Source organism: Actinomadura luzonensis, from assembly GCF_022664455.2.
GTDB lineage: Bacteria > Actinomycetota > Actinomycetes > Streptosporangiales > Streptosporangiaceae > Nonomuraea > Nonomuraea luzonensis.
Genome location: NZ_JAKRKC020000001.1, coordinates 1,856,600 through 1,876,160 on the forward strand (window position 1 = coordinate 1,856,600; position 19,561 = coordinate 1,876,160).

Genomic DNA, 19,561 nt, shown 5'->3' on the forward strand with positions numbered 1-19,561 from the left:
CAGAAGGAACCGTGCCACACCGGACGCTGTGCCGGAAGTCACGGGCGCCGGGTGCGAACCAACCGGCGCCCATCGGGGTCCAAGCTTTTACATGGAGCACGCCATGGCCGGGTTTAGGATGCACCCTATTGCCACGAGGGGGAGGAATTTCCGCATGGGTTCCCGCATGTCGAGTATCGCGCGCCTCATCGGCGCGGCAGCCGCGGCCGGCGTGGTGGCGGCGGCCATCGCGCTGCCGGCGGTCGGCGGCACGGGAGCCATGTTCGTCGGCGCGTCGGAGGATCTGGGGATCAAGCCCGAGGAGCTCAAGGAGCCCCCGCTGGCCGAGCAGACCACCGTGCTCGACGCCAAGGGCAACGAGATCGCCTACTTCTACGAGCAGTACCGCACGACGGTCAGCCTGGACCAGGTGGCCGACGTGATGAAGAACGCGATCATCTCCATCGAGGACTACCGCTTCTACGAGCACGGCGCCATCGACATCGAGGGCACCGTCCGCGCCCTGGCCAAGAACCTCGCCTCCGGCGGCATCGCGCAGGGCGGCTCGTCCATCACCCAGCAGTACGTCAAGCAGGTGCTGCTCAACTCGGCGACCACCGAGAAGGAGAAGAACGCCGCGCTGGAGGCCAGCTACGCCCGCAAGCTCAAGGAGCTGCGTTACGCGATGGCCGTGGAGGAGAAGTACACCAAGGACCAGATCCTGGAGAAGTACCTCAACATCGCCTACTTCGGCGCCAGCGCGTACGGCGTGGAGGCGGCGGCCCAGCGCTTCTTCGGCGTCAGCGCCTCCGAGCTCAACCTCTGGCAGGCGGCCACCCTGGCCGGCGCGGTCCAGGACCCCAACGCGACGGACCCCAACCTCGGCAAGAAGCACCGCGCCGCGCTGCTCGACCGCCGCAACGTGGTGCTCAACCGGATGGCGGAGCTGAAGAAGATCACGCCGCAGGAGGCCGAGGAGGCCAAGTCCCACAAGCTCGGCTACAAGGGCTCCGACATCCCGGGCGGCTGCGGGGCCAGCGAGTACCCGTACTTCTGCGTGTACGTCCGCAACGAGATCCTCAGCAACCCGGAGTTCGGCAAGACGGCCAAGGCCCGTGAGCAGTTCCTCAACCGCGGCGGCCTGACGATCAAGACCACGATCGACCCGAAGATGCAGGCCGCGGCCGAGAAGGCGATCAAGAAGCACGTCTTCGCCTCCGACAACCCGGTGGCCTCCGAGGCCCTGGTGCAGCCGGGCACGGGCCAGATCAAGGCGATGGCGGCCAGCCGCGCGTACGGCACCAGCAAGCGCAAGAAGGAGATGTCGTACAACGTCGTGGCCGACGCGGTGCACGGCGGCGGCGTCGGCTTCCAGGCCGGCTCGACGTTCAAGACCTTCACGCTGCTGACCGCGCTCAAGCAGGGCATGAAGATCAACGACGGGTTCACGGTGGGCAGCGGCTACCGCGCCCCCTACTACTCCTCGTTCAAGAACTGCAAGGGCGAGAACATCGCCGACCCCACGCACACCGTCACCAACGACGAGGGCGGCGGCGGCTTCAAGTCGCTGGCCACCGGCACGTGGGGCTCGGTCAACACCTTCTTCATGATGCTGGAGCAGAAGGTCGGGCTGTGCGAGGTGGTCAAGACCGCCAAGGACCTCGGCATCAAGCGCTCCGACGGGCAGAAGCTGCAGGAGTTCTCCACCTTCACGCTGGGCATCAACGAGATGGACCCGGTGACCGTGGCCACCGCCTACGCGGCGATCGGGGCGCGCGGCAAGTACTGCCCGCCGATGGCGATCACCTCGATCAAGGACCGCAACGGCAAGGTCACGAACTACAAGCCCAAGTGCAAGCAGGCCATCGACCCCGAGGTGACCGACGCGGCGGCGAACATCCTGTCGGGCGTCTTCACCAAGGGCACGATGAAGGGCGTCGGCGGCATCGGCCGCCCGGCGGCGGGCAAGACCGGCACCACCGACTCGCAGGCCACCGCGTGGTTCGCCGGGTTCACCCCGGACCTCGCGGGGGCGGTCAGCATCGGCGACCCGCGCGGCGCGGTCACCCACAAGCTGAACAACATCACGATCGGCGGCCGCTACTACGGCTCGGTCTTCGGCGCCTCGATCCCCGGCCCGATCTGGAAGGACACCATGATCGCCGCGCTGAAGGACGTCCCGCCGACGGACTTCACGCCGGTCAACACCTCCCGGTTCGGCGGCTGCGGCTCGGGCTGCCAGCCGCAGCCCCGGCAGCCCGCGCAGCCCGACCCGGGCAACGACGACGGCTTCGACGTGCACTTCGGCGGCGGGGACAACTGATCGATAAGTGGTCTTTTCAATTAGGTCGGATACGACAAAACGGACACGGAAATATGGCGGTGATCATCACTCTGCACAAAAACCTCTGAGGGTTACCAGCGCCACTAGCTCAGCAAATTCGGAGTGCGTCCGCACAATGGGACGCACTCTCAGCAAAGGCCCTATTAACAGCGGCGAAACATTGGTAACGTGGGAGCGCTCCCAGGATCTTTCCGCGAGGTGCTCCATGACCGAGCAGCCCACACTGGCACAGGTGGCGGCCGCTGCGGGGGTTTCCCCGGCGACCGCATCGAGAGTCCTCACGGGCTCGGTGCGGGTCAGTACCTCGACCCGCCGCCAAGTCTACGACGCGGTCTCCCGCATGGGTTACGTCCGCCACCGGGCCCCCAGAGGCGCGGCCGCCAAGACCACGGCCGACGGTGTCACGGCCGTGATCTGTGACCACCTTCCCCGACTGTTCTCCGAGCCCTACTACGCCAGGCTCCTGTCCGCCGCGGGCGCCGTGATCGCCGAGCACGGCACCCACCTGATGGTGACCACCGTCACCCCCACCTCCTCGACCCTCCCCGCGCTGTCCGGCGCGGTGCTCATCATCGGCGCGCGCGAGCGCCACCCCTTGGCGATCAAGCTGTCCACCTCGGGCGTCCCGGTCCGCAACATCGGCCGGCCGCCCCACGACCTCAAGCTGCCGTACGCGGACGTCGACAACCTCGACGGCGGACGGCAGGCGGCCGAGCACTTCCTCCTCACCGGCCGCCGCAACGTCGCCGCGATCGGCGGCCCCCCGTCCCTGCCCGCCGCCCGCGACCGGCTGGAAGGGCTGGTGCGCACGCTCCATGCGGCCGGCGCGCCCGACGTGCCGGTGGCCTACGGCGACTTCACCGCCGCCTCGGGCACCCACGCCATGCAATGGTTGTTACGTCACGCCCCAGGGCTGGACGCGGTCTTCGTGGCCTCCGACCTGATGGCGGCGGGCGCGATCCAGGCGCTGCGGCGGGCCGGGCGCAAGGTGCCGGCCGACGTCGCGGTGATCGGGTTCGACGACGCGCCGGTCGCCAAGCACACCGTCCCCGCGCTGACCACCATCCGCCAGCCCGTCGAGGAACTGGCCACGGTGGCGACCCGGCTGCTCCTGACCGGAGCCGCGGGAGTCGACCCCGTCCTGCCCACGGAACTGGTCGTCCGTGAGTCGGCTTGAGCCAGGGGACGTTCTGGCCCGGCGGTATCTGCTGCTGGATCCGCTGGCCAGAGGCGGCATGTCGGTCATCTGGCGGGCCTTCGACCAGTCGCTGCACCGGATGATCGCCGTCAAGGTGCTCACCGCCTCCCTGCACACCGACCAGGGAGAGCGGGTGAGCGTCCGCAGCGAGGCCCGCGCCGCCGCCCGGTTCCTGCACCCCGACACGATCGAGATCTACGACTACGGGGAGACCGTCACCCCGCACGGCTCCCTCGCGGCCTACGTGGTGATGCCGCTGCTCGACGGCACGCCCCTGGGCGAGCGCATCGAGCAGGGGCCGCTGCCGTGGACCGACGCCGCGGCCATCGCGCTGCGCCTGGCCCGGGTGCTCATGGCCGGGCACGCGCGTGGCCTGGTGCACCGCGACGTCACGGCCGAGAACGTGCTGCTCACCGACGACGGGCCGAAGCTGCTCGACTTCGGCATCGCGGCGTGGGCCGGCGACCCCGAGGACGACCGGGGCACCCCGCCCTACGTCGCCCCCGAACGGCTGCTCGGCGCCCCCACCCACCCCGCGGTGGACGTCTACGCCCTCGGCGTGCTGCTGCACACCATGCTGACCGGGCGCACGCCGTACCCGGAGACCACGTGGGAGGAGATCGAGGCGGCCCGCCGCACCGAGCCCCCGCCGCGGGTCCCCGGGGTGCCGCACGCCGTCGCCACGCTGTGCCAGCGCTGCCTGGCGCACCGGCCGGAGGAGCGGCCGACGGCGGCGGAGATCGTCGCCGAGTTGACCTCCGTGCTGGGCACGGCCTCCTTCGGGCGGCACGTCCGGCGGGGGGTGACGGTCGTGGGGTCGGCCGCGGTGGCGCTGTCGGCGCTGCTGTGGTTCCAGCAGACCGGCGTCCGGCAGCAGGAGAGGGTGATCTCCGGGGGGCCGGTCGTGAGCTCCGTGCCCACGGTCAGCGCCACGGCCCGCTACCTGGAGAGCTCACCGGCCTCGGCCGTCACGGTCGAGCAGGCGGTCACCGAGTTCCAGAGCGTGCTGGAGGCCCGCACCCCGTGCGGCGCGACCGACGCCGACGTGGTGCTCGACCTCAAGCAGGTGCTGCACACCACCGTGCTGCCGCGGGGGCCGTACGGGTCGACGACGGAGAATCTGCGGCGCAAGCTCTCCGACCGGTTGCGGGAGGGCCGGCTGGCGCCGGCCTGCCTGAGCGAGCTGCAGGCCCGGCTCGACGACATCGAGCAGGCGCTCAAGCGCGACTGACCCGCGTGTTGATGGAGGGGTACGGCAGCACCAGCCGTACCCCTCCCTTGCGCGCGGCCCGTGCCCCTCGCAAAAGCACGCCCGCGCGGGTCTCACGCGCAGGTGTAGCCGCTCGGCACCTGCGTGTTGCCGTCCGGCCGGCTGGCCTGGAAGCCGAAGCTGGTCGAGGCGTTCGGCGCCAGCGTGCCGTTGCTGCCGCTGTTGCGCGCCGTGACCGTGGAGCCGCTGACGCTGAGGGTCGCGTTCCAGGAGCCGGTGATCGTGTGCCCGGCCGGGAGCGTGAAGGTCACGGTCCAGCCGTTCTTGGTCGCCGAGCCGGTGTTGGTCACCGTCACGGGCTGGATGACGTAGCCGTTGTTCCACTGGGTCTGCGTGGTGGCGACGGCCGTGCAGCCGCCGCCGGTGCCGCCGCCGGACAGGGTGGTCACGGTGACGGCCCCCGACTCCGGTGAGACGTTGCCTGCGGCGTCCCTGGCCCGCACCCGGTAGCGGTAGGTGGTGGACGGCGTCAGGCCGCTGTCGGTGTAGGACCGCCCGCCGGTGGTGCCGACGACCGAGAAGGAGTCGCCGGTGGCGCGCAGCACGTCGTAGCCGGTCACGCCCACGTTGTCGCTGGAGGCGCCCCAGCTGAGGGTGGTGCTGGTGGAGGTGGTGCCGGACGCGGACGGCGTGCCGGGCGTGCTGGGCGGGCTGGTGTCGCCGGTGTTGCCGCCCGAGCCGAAGGAGAAGGAGTTGACCGCGAGGCCGGCGCCGCCGACCCAGGGCTCGAAGCCGGCCTGGACGCTGGTCAGGTACCAGGAGCGCTGGGCGTAGCCGCGGCTGATCGCGTCCGACAGGAACGTGTTGATCGTGAAGTCGATCGACGAGGTCGCCGAGGTGCGCACGTACGAGATGACGTTCCAGCCGATGTTGCCGTACCAGACCTGCCAGGTGCCGCCGGCCAGGTTGACGGTGCCGACCTGGGAGCCGACCGGCTGGATCGAGCCCTGGCGGTTGAGCCAGACCATGATCTCGGCGCCGGTGTTCTGGCCGTCGGTGCGCGGTGTGGGGTCGAACCAGATGTCGTAGGCGGCGTCCCACACCCCGCTGCCCGGGTAGGTCATGCTCACGCTGGTGCGCAGCGAGCTGAACGCCGACGAGCTGGCCTGCATCGGCAGGTTGCTGCCGGTGCTGCAGTTGGCGTAGTGGCAGCCGGCGTAGATCGCGGGGTAGGCGGCCGGGGCGCCGTTGGTGGCCTTGTTGTGCGCGGCCTGGGTGATGGTGAAGCCGCCGTTCTGGTTGACGTCGATGCACTGCGCGGTGTCGGCGCCCCAGACGTTGTTGATGACGACGTAGCGGCCGTTCTGGACGGTGGTGGAGGCGTACTTGTCGCACAGCACCGGGGCGGCCTGCGCGGGCGTGGCGAACAGGCAGGTCGCCAGTAACGCCCCGATGAGCAGATGGATGTGCGCGTACCTCATGACATGTTGCTCCCGCTTCTTGGAGAACAGGGTACTTGGGAGCGCTCCCAGATGCAGGCTTTCCCGGCCGCACCGCGTACGGCAAGGCCGTTCGCCTGCTTTCAGCAGCGGCGGGGCGGCCACCTGGAGAACCATGACCATGATCGGTTGAAAGTTTCACGAGCCTTTGTCGAAAAGCCCCGGCACGTGGTTCAATCGCGCTGGCCGGGCGGGCTGGGTCATGGGGCGGTTTCCTCTGTCGTCAGCGCAAGGGAATGCCCAGATGAAGTTAGCGAAGAGGACGGCGATCGCCGCCGTCATGGTCCTGATCACCACCATCCTGATCGCGCCGAACGCCGCCCAGGCGCACGGCGTGATGATGATGCCGGGCAGCCGCACGTTCCTGTGCTGGCAGGACGGCCTGCGGGAGAACGGCCAGATCATCTCCTACAACCCCGCGTGCGCCGCGGCCGTCGCGCAGAGCGGCACGACGCCCCTCTACAACTGGTTCGCGGTGCTGCGCTCCGACGGCGCCGGCCGCACCACCGGATTCATCAACGACGGCCAGCTCTGCAGCGGCGGCACCGGCGGCCCGTACGACTTCACCGCCTACAACGCCGTCCGCTCCGACTGGCCGGTGACCCACCTGACCGCGGGCGCGACGATCCAGATGCGGCACAGCAACTGGGCCAAGCACCCCGGATCCTTCAACTACTACATCACCAAGAACGGCTGGAACCCGAACGGGCCGCTCAAGTGGTCCGACCTGGAGCCGTTCGGCAGCGTCACCAACCCGCCGGACACCGGCCCGGCCGGCGCGCTCAACTACTACTACTGGAACGCCCAGCTCCCGTCCGGCAAGACCGGCCGGCACATCATCTACACGCACTGGATCCGCTCGGACAGCAGCGAGAACTTCTACAGCTGCTCCGACGTCGTCTTCGACGGCGGCAACGGCAACGTCACCGGCGTCGGCCCGGGCGGCAGCACGCCCGACCCGTCGGTCACCCCGACGGTGACGTCCACGCCGACCCCGAACGGCGCCTGCACCGCGACGTGGAAGGCCACCGACACCGGCTGGGCCGGCCACTTCCAGGGTGAGGTGACGGTGAAGAACACCAGCACCTCCAGCATCAACGGCTGGACGGTGTCCTGGACCTACAGCGGCGGCCAGGGCTTCGACGGCTCGCCGTGGAACGGCGTGCTGAGCGGTCAGCCGCCGAACGTGAAGGTCAAGAACGCCAGCTACAACGGCCAGCTCGCGCCGAACGCCAGCACGACGTTCGGCTTCAACGCCACCGGCTCCATCCCGAGCCCCGCCCCCACCCTGACCTGCACCAGCCCGTGATCAAGTCTCGTCGCGGGCTCGTCGCGGCGATCGTCACCCTGGCCAGCCTGACCCTGGCCGGGGTGATGTATTTCGCCGCCAGGCAGCCGTCCTCGCAGCTCGACCGGGAGCTCTCCGCCCAGGTCACCAAGATCCTGGAGGAGTCCTCGCCGGCCGAGCACCACGCCCACGGCCACAGCACCGTCGACTCGGCGGTCATCTGCGCGGTGGAGCCGTTCGGCACCGAGCCGGCGAACGCCAGATCGCTGGTCGAGGTCACCTGGGTCTACGCCCGCCACCTGTGCGCGGTCACCGGAGAGGGCACGGACTGGGCGCAGTCGGTGCGCGCCTCCGGCCCGATCGCCGTCAAGATCAGCATCCCGCCGCAGGTGCGGGTGCCCGAGCCGGGGCCCGGCTACCAGGACCGGGTGCGCCGGCTGATCCCCGAGCGCTATCACGCGCAGGCGCTCCACGAGGAGTTCGAGGACGAGTCGTTCATCGACGTCGCGCGCGAGCGCTTCGCCGAGGCCGTCCAGCGCGCGAAGTGAGCGGACATGACGGACGCGGCCGGCTGGAGGTGCCGGCCGCGTCCGTCCCATCCGGGCGGGGATGGTGTTCATCGGGCAGGGATATGAAGTTGTGGCCTCACCTCCTCATACGCAGCCGGCGGCCCGGGTGTTCAGGCCCCCGGATCATTGGGCTGGGGTGCAGGTGACCGGATCCGGCACGGCCGCCGTGCCGTTGGCGAGGAAGCCGAACGTCGTGCTCGCGCCCGCCGCCAGTGCGCCGTTGTAGGTCTCGTTCTTCACCGTGACGGCCGAGCCGGACTGGGTGAGCTTGCCGCCCCAGAGCTGGGTGATGGCGCTCTGTGAGGTCCAGGCCGTGGTCCAGCCGGTGATGGCCGAGGTGCTCGTGTTCTTCACGGTCACCTCGCCCTGGAAGCCGCCGCCCCACGAGTTCGTCACCTTGAACGTGGCCTGGCAGCCGCCCGGCGGCGGCGTGGTCTCGTTCGTGGTGGTGAACGTCGTGGCGTCCGAGGCCGCCGAGGCGTTGCCGGCCGCGTCCCTGGCCACGACGGTGACCGAGTAGGACGTGGCCGGGGTGAGCCCGCTCAGGTCGAAGGAGGCCGACGGGGACGAGCCCGCCTTGGTGGACCCCAGGTAGACGTCGTACCCCGCCACGCCCACGTCGTCCGTGGAGGCCGTCCAGGTCAGCCTGGCGGTGGAGCCCGTGATCCCGGATACCGCGGGCTTGCCCGGCTTGCTGGGCGGGGTGTCGTCCTCTTCCTCCGGACCCGGGGGCTCACCCCAGATCTTGGTGGCGCCGCTGTAGAGGGTGATGTTCGAGGTGCGCACCGGCGTCGCGCCGGGCGTGGTGGGGATGTTCCGGTACGACCAGTCGTTCGCCGGGTCCCACGTGCCCGCGCTGGTGATCCTGAACTGCACCTCCCTGCGGTGCTGCGACTGCCCGGCGGGCGCGATGACCTGCCCGGAGCAGTCGATGTTCACGTAGTACACGCCGCCGCCGGCCGAGCCGAGCGTCGGGGCCTTGCACTGCGTGTAGGCCGACGACACGCTGATCTGCGAGGCGGTCGTCGAGCCGTCGAGCGTGAAGTAGTAGCGGAACGAGCCGTCGGACAGCACCCGGGCGGGCCAGGCCGACTGGTTGCGGACGATGGCCTTGATCTCGGTGAAGTTCGTGCCGGAGGCGTTCACGCCCGCCTCCACGAAGATCTCCGGGCCGTCCGGGGTCTCCGCCACCGGGAAGTTCGCCGCCGGGGCGCCGCCGTACTCCTTGTAGAGCCGGGCCAGCGCGCCGGTGAAGGCGGCGTTGTAGTCGGTGGCGACCTCGTTCATCACGTAGTCGTCGCGTTTGTCGGTGTAGGCGTCGTTCGGGTCGGGCGGGCCGCCGACGAGCGCGCCGTACAGGGTGTGGCGGGTCTGCTCGGGGTTGGTGATCTGGTCGGTCCACGAGCCGTGCGCCGTGCGGTGGTGCGGGTTCTTCGGCGGGTTGGCGCCGAAGCCGATCATGTACGATGAGTTGCGCGGGTTGTCACCCAGCGCGTAGTTGATCTGCCGGACCGCGAAGTCGTGGTAGCGGGCCTTCAGCGTCGCGTCGGTGATCGTGTCGCTGTGCACCAGCGCCGCGAACGCGGTGTTGGCCGCGTACCGCAGCGAGCCCCAGCGGTCGAGCACGGCCTGCCCGCCCGGCGAGTACTTCACCTTCGACCCGTTGACGCCGACCGTCCACCAGTCGAGCCAGCGGTTCGCGTCGTCCAGGTAGCGCTGCTTGCCGGTGAGCTTGTACAGCAGCACGTACGCGCCGTACGACTTGTCGTCCCAGGCCAGCGTCCACTTGTACGACTTCGTCGTGGTCTGCGGCTCGGTGCCCAGGTTGTCGTAGCCGGCCTCGGCCTTGGCCAGGTAGGAGGCGTCGTTCGTGGCCCGGTAGAGCCAGAGCGCGCCCCACACCAGCTCGTCGTTGTAGCCGCTCCAGGAGTTGTAGTAGCCCTGCGCGTCGGTGATGCAGTCGCTGTACTTCTTCCTCACCGTGTCGGCGAAGGAGTAGAGCTGCTTGGCGTGCGTCAGCAGCGTGTCGGCGTAGGCCGCGTTCGTCGGCCGGAAGACGATCGAGGAGGCGGCCATCGCCGCCGCCGTCTCGCCCGCCAGGTCCGACCCGCCGCAGGAGGCGTCGATCTTGTACGCCGGCCGCGTCATCTGCATCGCCTCGGCCGGCCCCCACCAGGCGTGGTCGGTGCCGCCGTTGCCGACCTGCCCGTACAGCACGTTCGCGCTCGGGTGGGCCTTGATGAAGTAGTCGTTGACGAACTTGAGGTTGTTCAGCAGGTGGGTGAGCTGGCCGGAGGAGCTGTAGGCGTCGCGGTACTCGACCGCGCCCCAGGCCAGCATGGTGGCGGAGTAGGCCATCGGGAGACCGAACTTGACGTGGTCGCCCGCGTCGTACCAGCCGCCGGTGAGGTCCACGCCGACGTCCTTGCCGTCGTTCATGCCCGAGTCGCCGCGCCAGGAGACGCGGTTCCAGGCGGGCAGGTCGCCCGACTGCTGGGCCTCGTAGAACCACAGGGACTTCTGCAGGGCCTCGCCGTAGTTGAAGGCGGGAGCGGCGTGGGCCGCCGGCCCCACCCCTGTCACCAGGGGCAGGACCAGCGACGCCGCAGCGACGAGCGCTGCTTTTCGCACACGGATCACGGGAAGAGCCGCCCGTACTCGGCCAGGGCGACGGCGACGTCCACCTGCGCCCAGAACCGGTGGTAGTTGAAGACCGGAGCCGGGCCGGTGCCCTGGAGGAAGGCGTTCACCTTCGGCCAGTCCGGGTCGTTCTTGTAGAACGAGCGGATGGAGATGAAGGTCGAGCTGGAGTTGATGGTGTCGCCGTTCGGCATCTTGCCGCTCCAGCCGGACGGCACGTACACCGGGTCGTCGATCCGGTTGTAGTCCGTCTTGGTCTCCGGCACCGACACGCCCTTGGCGTCCCGGTTCTTCCAGACGCCGTCGAGCAGCGCCTTCGCGGTGTTCTTGGCCTCGGTGTGGTTGGCGCGGGCCGCGTAGTACATGAGCACCTTGGCGTACGCGCCGGCCACGCCGACGTCCGTGGTGTAGTCGGCGATCGTCACGTGCAGGCCGGGGTTGGCCGCCGGCATGCCGCTCGACGAGCTGAAGTCACCGGCCGGCTGGCCGGTCCACCGCAGCGTCGACGGCATCTGGTAGGTGCCGTCGGCGTTGATCGTGGTGTTGGCCAGCGCCCAGGTGACCCACTTGTCGAGGATGGCCTTGGCGTCGGTGTTGCCGGTCTGGTTGTACAGCTCGGCGACCCGCTCCATCGTCCACGCCTGGAAGCCGAACCACTGGTTCGACGGCGGGTCGTGGTAGACGGGCTGCCAGTCGTAGGTCATGCCGAAGAACTTCGGCAGGCCGCTCGGCGGGGCGGCGTAGTGGCCCTCCCAGCTGTTGGTCGCGCCGCCGGCGATCGCGCCCTCGTCGGACTGGAGCCACTTGTAGAACTGGAGCTGCCGGGTGAGGCTGGTGCTCCAGTCGGTGGCGCCGGTCGCGCTCTTGGGCTTGAGCTCGGCCACGTTGGACAGCGCCCAGGCCGCGAACGGGTTCTGGTAGCCGGAGTGGTTGTGGCTGGAGCCGATGCGCCACGCCCAGCCCGCGCTGGTGTCGGTCGCGCCGCCCCAGGCGTAGTACCACGACAGCAGGTACGCCGAGGCGTCCTTGCCGGTGCCGGCCGCGCACGACGTGCTCGTGCAGCCCGGCTTCTTGAAGTACTTGTCGTACATCGCGTAGCGCAGGTAGTCGCCCATCTTGGCGGCCTTGGCCACGCTGGCGGACACGTCCGACGCCTTGTTCTGCGCCTTGGCCCAGGTCAGCGCCCAGTACGCGGCCTGCACGGCGCGGGCGTCGGCGTCAGGGGCGTTGGTGTACTTCCACTGCTTGGCGTAGGAGCTGTCCTTGATGAACAGGTCCAGGTAGCCGTTCGGGCCGCCGTGCTTGAAGGTGTCGCAGGACGGCTGCGGGATCGTCTCGAAGACCGACTCCTCCGGGCCGCGCTGGTAGGTGTTGATGTAGGCGTTCTTGGTGGTGCCGTCGCCGCAGTGACCGAAGCCGTAGGTGTTGTCGACGTCGAGCAGCCAGTGCATGCCGTAGATGTCGCGGGTGCCGTACGCGCTCTGCAGCTCGCTCGCCAGCGGGTCGGTGCCGACGGACACGCTGGAGTCGATCTGCGTCGGGTAGTTGCTGATCGAGTTGTACTCGGCCGCGTACGTGGCCGGCTTCGAGGCGTTGTAGAAGGAGTTCGTCGGCTGGTCGGCGGCCGAGGGGATGATGTACTTCTCCATCGACGCCCACGCCGTGTTGAACTTCGACCAGTCACCGGTCACCTGGCCGTAGGCCGCCTCCAGCCACAGGTAGTAGCTGTAGGCCTCGGACGTGGTCTCGTGCCCGTGGTCCGGAGCCTCGACCATGAACGTCTCGACCGAGTGGTACGGCACGCCGTCGGGCGAGAAGTAGCCGTTGGCCGGGTCGTGGATCTCGTTGTACATCTCGACGAAGCGCTTGACGTACTCGTTGTCGCCGCCCACGTCGTCGTCGGCCTCGCTGACCGTCACGTCCACGGGCGTGTAGCCGGTGGCGCTGACCCGGATCACGGCCGAGCCGCTGGTCGTGTCGGAGTCCTGGGCCGCGGCGAGCGTGACGTTCTGCGCGGTGTTCCAGTTGGACGTGGTGAAGGTCAGGCTCGCCCCGCCGGAGACCGTGAGGTCGGCGTCGCCGCTGGCGCGGGCCACGCTGACGGTCACGTTGGCGGAGGGCGCCTGCGACAGCTTGACGCCGAAGGTCGCGGTGCCGCCCTCGGGCACCGACAGCGTGGTCGGGCTGACCACCAGGGCCGGGCCGGTGGGGGGCGAGACCGTGATGCCGACCGGCGAGGAGGTCGTGGTCGCGCCGCTGTTGTCGGTGGCGCGGGCGGTGATCGAGTAGCTGCCGGCCGCCACGTTCGTCCAGTTGTAGCTGTACGGCGAGGAGGTGTCGGTGCCGAGCAGCGTGCTGCCCTGGTAGAAGTCGACCTTGGAGACCGTGCCGTCGGCGTCGGCGGCGTTGGCGGCGATCGGCACGGTGGCGGGGGCGGTGAAGGTCTGGCCGGCGGTGGGCGAGGTCAGCGAGACCGTGGGCGGCTGCGGGTTGCCGGTGCCGCCGCAGGTGACGCCGTTCACGCTGAACGACGTCGGGTTCGGGTTGCTGCCGCTCCAGGTGCCGTTGAAGCCGATGTTGGTGGAGGCGCCGGTGGCCAGGCTGCCGTTCCAGGGCATGTTGGTGGCGGTGACCCGGGTGCCGCTCTGGCTCCAGTTCGCGCCCCAGCCGCTCGGCGTGTACTTCTGGCCGGTGGTCGGGAAGTCGAAGGCGAGGTTCCAGGAGGTGATGGGGTCGCCGGTGTTCTTCAGCGTGATGTTGGCGGTGAAGCCACCCTGGCCGGGGCTGCTGGTCCACTGGTTGGCGGCGTACGTCACGTCGCACGCGACCGCGGCCTGGGCGGGGGCGGCCGCCACGGCCGAGGTCGCGCCGGCCACGAGGACGAGCGTCGTGGCCACGGCGAGCCGCCGCGATAAGCGCGACAGAAGGGAAGGAGGTCTGAATTTCACGGGATCTCCAGGGAGTAGGAATGTGGGAGCGCTCCCAATTCGGGATTGTGGGTGTGCGCCGCTGTATGTCAACGAAATGGCCTCCGGGTAACCCCTCTGTTTCCTCTCACCTGGCTGCCCTAGATGAAAGTTTCATCGTCGTCAGAGGGCATTCACTGAGCATGCGGGGCGGCGGGCGGTGGCGCGCGAGGCGGGCCCTGTACACCGCTCCGGCGGCGGCTCACCATGGGAGCGCTCCCAGCCAACTAGCAGCACTGGAGATGATCGCTCGTGAGACTCCAACGCGGCCTCCGCAAATGGGCCGTGACGATGACCGCCGCGAGTACCGCGGCCTTGGGGCTTGTCGTGGGGCAGGGCACCGCCGCGAACGCCGCGGTCGCCTGCGACGTGACCTACACTGCCAACTCGTGGACGAGCAGCCCCGGCCAGGGCGGTTTCACCGCGAACATCACGCTGAAGAACACCGGTGACCCGCTCTCGTCGTGGTCGCTGGCCTTCGACTACCCGACGACCGGGCAGAAGTACACCCCCAGCGGCTGGGGCGCCAACTGGAGCCAGAGCGGCACCCGGGTGACCGGCACCAACATGCCGTACAACGGCAGCGTGGCCACCGGGGCGTCGGTCTCCGTCGGCTTCAACGGCACCTGGACGGGCAGCAACCCCAACCCGACCTCGTTCAGCGTGAACGGCACCACCTGCGGCGGCACCCAGACCACGCCCTCCGTGGTGCTGTCGGCCAGCTCGGTCGCCGTGAACGAGGGCTCGACGGCCACGTTCACCGCCAAGCTGTCGTCCGCCCCCAGCTCCAACGTCACCGTCACCACCGCCCGCACCAGCGGCGACACCGACCTGACCGTGAGCTCGGGCTCCTCGCTGACCTTCACGCCGTCCAACTGGAACACCGCGCAGACCGTCACCCTGGCCGCGGCCCAGGACAGTGACACGACCGCGGGCACGGCCTCCTTCAGCGTCAGCGGCAACGGCGTCACCGGCGCCACCGTGAACGCCACCGAGGTCGACGACGACGCGGTCCAGGAGCAGTCGATCGTCGTCACGCCGACGTCGGTGACCGTGCCGGAAGGCGGCACCGCCACCTACACGGCGCGGCTGGCCGCCCAGCCCTCCTCGAACGTGACCGTCACCTCGACGGCCGGCTCCGGCGACACCAGCATCACCGTCTCCTCCGGCGCCAGCCTCACGTTCACCTCGGCGAACTGGAACACCCCGCAGACGGTCACCCTGGCCGCCGCGCAGGACACCGACACGACCAACGGCAGCCGGACCATCACGGTCGCCGCCACCGGTCTGACCTCCCGCACGGTCACCGCGACCGAGGCCGACGACGACGGCGGTCCCACCCCGACCCACGTCGACAACCCGTACGCCGGCGCCACCGGCTACGTGAACCCGAACTGGAGCGCCAAGGCCGCGGCCGAGCCCGGCGGCTCGGCGGTCGCCAACACCTCGACCGCCGTGTGGCTGGACCGCATCGCCGCCATCGCCGGCGCCGGCGGGGCCATGGGCCTGCGCGCCCACCTCGACGAGGCCGTCCGGCAGGACGCCGCCAACGGCTCCTCGCCGCTGACCATCCAGCTCGTCATCTACGACCTGCCGAACCGCGACTGCTCGGCCCTCGCCTCCAACGGTGAGCTGCTGATCTCGCAGGACGGCTTCAACCGCTACAAGACCGAGTACATCGACGCGATCTCCGCGATCCTCCGCGACTCGGCCTACGCGAACCTGCGCATCGTCACGATCATCGAGCCCGACTCGCTGCCGAACCTCGTCACCAACATCAACAGCTTCGAGAAGTGCCGCGAGGCCAACGGCACCGGCGGCTACCGCGACGGCGTCCGGTACGCGCTCAACCAGCTCCACGCCATCTCCAACGTCTACACCTACATCGACGCCGCCCACCACGCGTGGCTCGGCTGGGACTCGAACTTCCAGCCCTCGGTGAACCTCTTCTACGACGTCGTCTCCGGCACCACCGCCGGCGTCGACAGCGTGGACGGCTTCATCGTCAACACCGCCAACTACTCGGCCACGACCGAGCCGTACTTCACCATCAACACCACGGTGAACGGCACCACGGTCCGCCAGTCCAACTGGGTGGACTGGAACTACTACGTGGACGAGCTGACCTTCGCCCAGGCCCTGCGCAGCGCGCTGATCAGCAAGGGCTTCCGCTCGGGGCTCGGCATGCTGATCGACACCTCGCGCAACGGCTGGGGCGGCAGCGCCCGCCCGTCCGGGCCGAGCACCTCGAACGACGTCAACCAGTTCGTCGACGGCTCGCGGGTGGACCGGCGCATCCACGCCGGCAACTGGTGCAACCAGAGCGGCGCGGGCCTCGGCGCGCGGCCGACCGCCAACCCGGCCACCGGCCTCGACGCCTACGTGTGGATCAAGCCGCCGGGCGAGTCCGACGGCGCCAGCACGGACATCCCGAACGACGAGGGCAAGAAGTTCGACCGGATGTGCGACCCGACCTACACCGGCAACGACCTCAACAAGCACAACATGAGCGGGGCGCTGGCCGGCGCGCCGCTGTCCGGCCAGTGGTTCTCCGCCCAGTTCCGCCAGCTCCTGGCCAACGCCTACCCGCCCGTCAGCTGACGGACCCGCCCGTCACCTGACGGCGACCGGCTCGAGGGGCCCGCCTGACCCGGGTCCCTCGGCTCGGGAAGGGGCTCGCGCACCCGCGCGGGCCCCTTCTCGCCCGCCCAGGCTCACTGCTCCTTGCGCCACTCGGAAACGATTCGGTCGACGTCGAACGGCATCAGGTTGAGCGGCGGCCCGGACAGCCCGGTCCTGATGGCCTGCCGGATCCGCTCGTTGATCTCCTCCAGGACCCGCCGCACCTCGGCCTCGGTGCGCGCCCCGCGCGCCTCGGCCAGCGCCGCCTCGGCGTCCTTGCGCAGCGCCAGCGTGGGCGGCAGCGGCATCTCCAGCCCTTCGCTCGCCACCTTCTGCTTGATCCACCACAGGTCGTCCTGCGGTCTGTCCAGGCCGGGCAGCGGCTTGCCTGACCCCGGCAGGTCGTCGAACTCCCCGCGCTCCTCGGCCTCGCGGATCTGCCGGTCGATCCAGCTCTCGAACGGCATGCCGATCGGCTTGCGGTCGGTCACGTGCGCCCCCTCACGCCAGGTTGTGGCTCGGCGCGACAGGCTCGCGCCAGCCCAGGACGGCCTCGGTCATGCGGACGGAGGCGACGGTCGCGGGCACGTCGTGCACCCGCAGGATCCTGGCCCCCTTGAGGACGGCGACGACGTTCGCGGCGATCGTGCCCTCGGTGCGCTCCCCCTGCGGCCGGTCGATCGTCTCGCCGATGAAGTCCTTGTTCGACAGCGCCACCAGCGTCGGGTAGCCGATCGCGGTGATCTCCTCCAGCCGGCGGGTCAGCTCGAGCGAGTGGTAGGTGTTCTTGTTGAGGTCGTGGCCGGGGTCGATGATGATCCTGTCGGGGGCGATGCCGGCCTCCAGCGCGTACGCCACCCGCTCCCGCAGGAACCCCGCCACCTCGGCGACCACGTCGTCGTAGCTGGGCCGGAAGACGCGCCGGCCGGGGCCGCCCAGGCTGTGGGTGACCACGACGCTCACCCCGGTCGCGGCGGCGACCTCGGCGAGGCCCGGCTCGCGCAGCCCGTTGGTGTCGTTGATGACGTCCGCGCCCGCCTCGACGGCGGCCCGCGCCACCTCGGGGCGGTGGGTGTCGACCGAGATGACCGCGTCGGTGACGGCCCGGACCTCGGCGATCACGGGGGCCACCCGGTCGATCTCCTCAGCGACGCCGATCTGCTCCTGCGCGGCGCTGAAGGCGAACCCGCCGATGTCGACCCAGTCGGCCCCGTCGGCGACCGCCCGCCTGGCCGCCGCGACGGCGCTGTCCAGCGCGTACGTGCGGCCCTGGTCGTGGAAGGAGTTGGGGGTGCGGTTGACGATGGCCATGACCGCGACCTGGCGCGCGAAGTCGAACGTCCGCCGGCCGAGGCGCCGGACCGGGGCGATGATCGCGGGGGAAGGCTGCTCGCGGCTCACTCTTGCGAGCCTACCTGGCCCTACGCGGGCCGGGACGCCAGGGCCGGAGCGCCTCGCCTCACGCCGAGAAGTGCCCGGGCGGGTGGCCGTCGGCCGCGACCCGGATGCGTCTCATGCGCCCCCGCGTGCCGTGCCCGGCGGAGTGCGGCAGGCGCATGGTGATGCGGACCGTCGTGCCGAGCGGCCCGGTGCGGAAGTCCACCCCGTCGCACAGGCGGCGGATCAGGTAGATCCCCCGGCCGGTGTAGCTCATGTCGGACGGCCGGTGCGCGCCGTCCACGTAGTCGTCGGGGATGCCCGCTCCCCGGTCGGTGGTCTCGGAACGGATCACCCCGTCCACCGTGTAGAGCTTGAAGTACCCGTGACCGCCCGCGTGCTCCACGGCGTTGACCACGCTCTCGTGCACGGCGAGGACGAAGTCGTCCAGGCGCGGGCCGCTCAGCCCGCACTGCTCGGCCTGCTCGGCCACCGTGCGCCGGAGTTTCGTGACGTCGTGGAGGGTGAAGGGCTGGGTCAATAGGGTCCGCATGGCAGGCTCCTCCAACCTGGCCTGGACACGTCGACGCGCAGCAGCGGACGGCGAGGGCACGCCGCCCCCGCCGGATGACGTCCGTTCGGGATAGTCGAGGCGAAGGACCTGCGAGAAGTCGCTTCGGGAAAAGGGGTCCATGGCGTTCCTCCCGTGTCGAAATGACACCCGGGCCGCGCCTCAGGACCTCGCGTACCCCCCACCTCTTCCCGCGGACGGGGGAATTACACTCCGCATTCGTTCCGGGATTGCGTCACGGGCGTGCGCCCATGCCCGTCGCGAACTCCTTCACGCGGCGCGCGGGGCCGTCGGGGGCGAGCGGCGGGGTGTCCATGCCCGCGCCGTCGTGCAGTCCCTCGAACAGCTCCCGCATGGCCTCCAGGGACGAGTGCCGCGGCCGCCAGCCCAGCACGTCCCTGGCACGATCGGTCCTCATCACCGGCAGCCGCAGGGCCAGGTCGAACAGCCCCGGCGAGGCGGGCACCAGCCTGAGGCGCCAGCCGGCCGCGACGGCCGCCTTGGCCAGCCCCCGCGGGACCGGCACGGTACGGGTGTCGAGCAGCTCGGCGAGGTCGTGGGGGTCGAGCACCGGCTCGGCGGCGATGTTGAACGCGCCCTCGACCTCGCGCACCACCGCCAGGCGGTAGGCCTCCCCGGCGTCCTCGGCGTGCAGCACCTGCAGCCGCAGCCCGGGGATGTCCGGCACGAAGGGGATCCGCCCGGCGCGGATGAGCCGCCGCGGCACCAGCGGGCCGCCGAACAGCCTGCGCTGCTCGGTCGCCGCCGCCCGCTGGAAGATGAAGCCCGGCCGCATCCGCACCACCCGGATGCCGGGGTGGTCGTGCTCGAACACGTCGAGCACGCGTTCCACGTACGCCTTCTCCCGTCCGTAGGCGGCGCCCGGCCAGCCGTGCGTGGGCCAGCTCTCGTCCACCGGACGGTCCTTGGGCCCCGGCGAGTACGCCCCCACGGAGGAGGCGTGCACCAGCGCCGGCACCCCGGCCTCGGCGGCGGCGCGGAAGACCCGCATGCTGCCGAGCACGTTCGCCCGCCAGGTCGTCGCCGGGTCCCTGGTCGGCTGGAACAGCCAGGCCAGGTGCACCACGGCGGCCGCGCCGTCGAAGATCCGGGTGAGGTCGGCGGAGGCCACGTCGGCCTGCCGCCATTCGGTGCGGTCGACGCGCCAACCGGGCAGGCGGCGCGCGACCCCGACGATCGAGGTTACGCTGTCGTCGGCGCTCAGCGCGCGTACCACGCTGGTGCCGACGTTCCCGGTTGCTCCCACCACGACGACTCTCATGAGGGCACCGCTGCCC

General features: G+C 70.2%; 13 protein-coding genes. 6 read left to right on the plus strand and 7 right to left on the minus strand.

Translation table 11 applies throughout. From position 1 onward, the window contains the following. The first annotated feature begins 166 nt into the window (after positions 1-166). The 3 genes from MF672_RS08765 to MF672_RS08775 all read left to right on the plus strand — a co-directional run bounded on the left by MF672_RS08765 (position 167) and on the right by MF672_RS08775 (position 4,752). A complete protein-coding gene (locus MF672_RS08765; RefSeq protein ID WP_242372414.1) occupies positions 167-2,302 on the plus strand; it encodes a transglycosylase domain-containing protein in 2,136 nt (711 codons plus the stop codon). A gap of 226 nt (positions 2,303-2,528) precedes the next feature. Continuing rightward, entirely contained in the window at positions 2,529-3,500 is a 972-nt protein-coding gene (locus MF672_RS08770; protein WP_242372411.1) for a LacI family DNA-binding transcriptional regulator, read from the plus strand. Next, positions 3,487-4,752, plus strand: a complete 1,266-nt coding sequence (locus MF672_RS08775; RefSeq protein WP_242372409.1) for a serine/threonine-protein kinase — start codon at positions 3,487-3,489, stop codon at positions 4,750-4,752. The genes MF672_RS08770 and MF672_RS08775 overlap by 14 nt, the downstream gene beginning before the upstream one ends. Positions 4,753-4,844: 92 nt before the next feature. Here the strand turns inward: MF672_RS08775 and MF672_RS08780 are convergent, their stop codons facing one another. Next, on the minus strand, positions 4,845-6,212 hold the full coding sequence (locus MF672_RS08780) for a GH12 family glycosyl hydrolase domain-containing protein (protein ID WP_242372406.1): 1,368 nt from the start codon (positions 6,210-6,212) through the stop codon (positions 4,845-4,847). Between the two features lie 262 nt (positions 6,213-6,474). Here MF672_RS08780 and MF672_RS08785 point away from each other — a divergent pair, with 262 nt between their 5' ends. Together MF672_RS08785 and MF672_RS08790 are read left to right on the plus strand one after the other, a co-directional pair. Beyond that, positions 6,475-7,539, plus strand: coding sequence for a lytic polysaccharide monooxygenase (locus MF672_RS08785; RefSeq protein WP_242372403.1), 1,065 nt, complete (start codon positions 6,475-6,477; stop codon positions 7,537-7,539). Continuing rightward, the gene (locus MF672_RS08790) at positions 7,536-8,066 is read left to right on the plus strand and encodes a hypothetical protein (RefSeq protein WP_242372400.1); all 531 of its coding nucleotides are present in this window, start codon (positions 7,536-7,538) and stop codon (positions 8,064-8,066) included. The genes MF672_RS08785 and MF672_RS08790 overlap by 4 nt, the downstream gene beginning before the upstream one ends. 144 nt (positions 8,067-8,210) lie before the next feature. On the opposite strand, the gene MF672_RS08795 is transcribed toward MF672_RS08790, so the two are convergent. Both MF672_RS08795 and MF672_RS08800 read right to left on the minus strand, forming a co-directional pair. Next, on the minus strand, positions 8,211-10,781 hold the full coding sequence (locus MF672_RS08795) for a glycoside hydrolase family 9 protein (RefSeq protein ID WP_407654762.1): 2,571 nt from the start codon (positions 10,779-10,781) through the stop codon (positions 8,211-8,213). Further along, positions 10,724-13,624: a glycoside hydrolase family 48 protein gene (locus MF672_RS08800; RefSeq protein ID WP_242372397.1), complete on the minus strand. Its 2,901-nt coding sequence runs from the start codon at positions 13,622-13,624 to the stop codon at positions 10,724-10,726. The genes MF672_RS08795 and MF672_RS08800 overlap by 58 nt, the downstream gene beginning before the upstream one ends. Before the next feature lie 321 nt (positions 13,625-13,945). On the opposite strand from MF672_RS08800, the gene MF672_RS51775 reads away from it, so the two are divergent. Further along, on the plus strand, positions 13,946-16,294 hold the full coding sequence (locus MF672_RS51775) for a glycoside hydrolase family 6 protein (protein ID WP_407654716.1): 2,349 nt from the start codon (positions 13,946-13,948) through the stop codon (positions 16,292-16,294). A 113-nt stretch (positions 16,295-16,407) separates the two neighbouring features. On the opposite strand, the gene MF672_RS08815 is transcribed toward MF672_RS51775, so the two are convergent. From MF672_RS08815 to MF672_RS08830, 4 genes are all read right to left on the minus strand, one after another. After that, a complete protein-coding gene (locus MF672_RS08815) occupies positions 16,408-16,806 on the minus strand; it encodes a DnaJ family domain-containing protein (protein WP_242372394.1) in 399 nt (132 codons plus the stop codon). A gap of 10 nt (positions 16,807-16,816) precedes the next feature. Next, complete coding sequence (folP, locus tag MF672_RS08820; RefSeq protein WP_242372391.1) at positions 16,817-17,716, minus strand: dihydropteroate synthase; 900 nt, start codon at positions 17,714-17,716, stop codon at positions 16,817-16,819. A 58-nt stretch (positions 17,717-17,774) separates the two neighbouring features. Next, complete coding sequence (locus MF672_RS08825) at positions 17,775-18,245, minus strand: ATP-binding protein (RefSeq protein WP_242372389.1); 471 nt, start codon at positions 18,243-18,245, stop codon at positions 17,775-17,777. Positions 18,246-18,498: 253 nt separating this feature from the next. Beyond that, complete coding sequence (locus tag MF672_RS08830) at positions 18,499-19,545, minus strand: NAD-dependent epimerase/dehydratase family protein (protein ID WP_242372387.1); 1,047 nt, start codon at positions 19,543-19,545, stop codon at positions 18,499-18,501. Positions 19,546-19,561 lie beyond the last annotated feature (16 nt).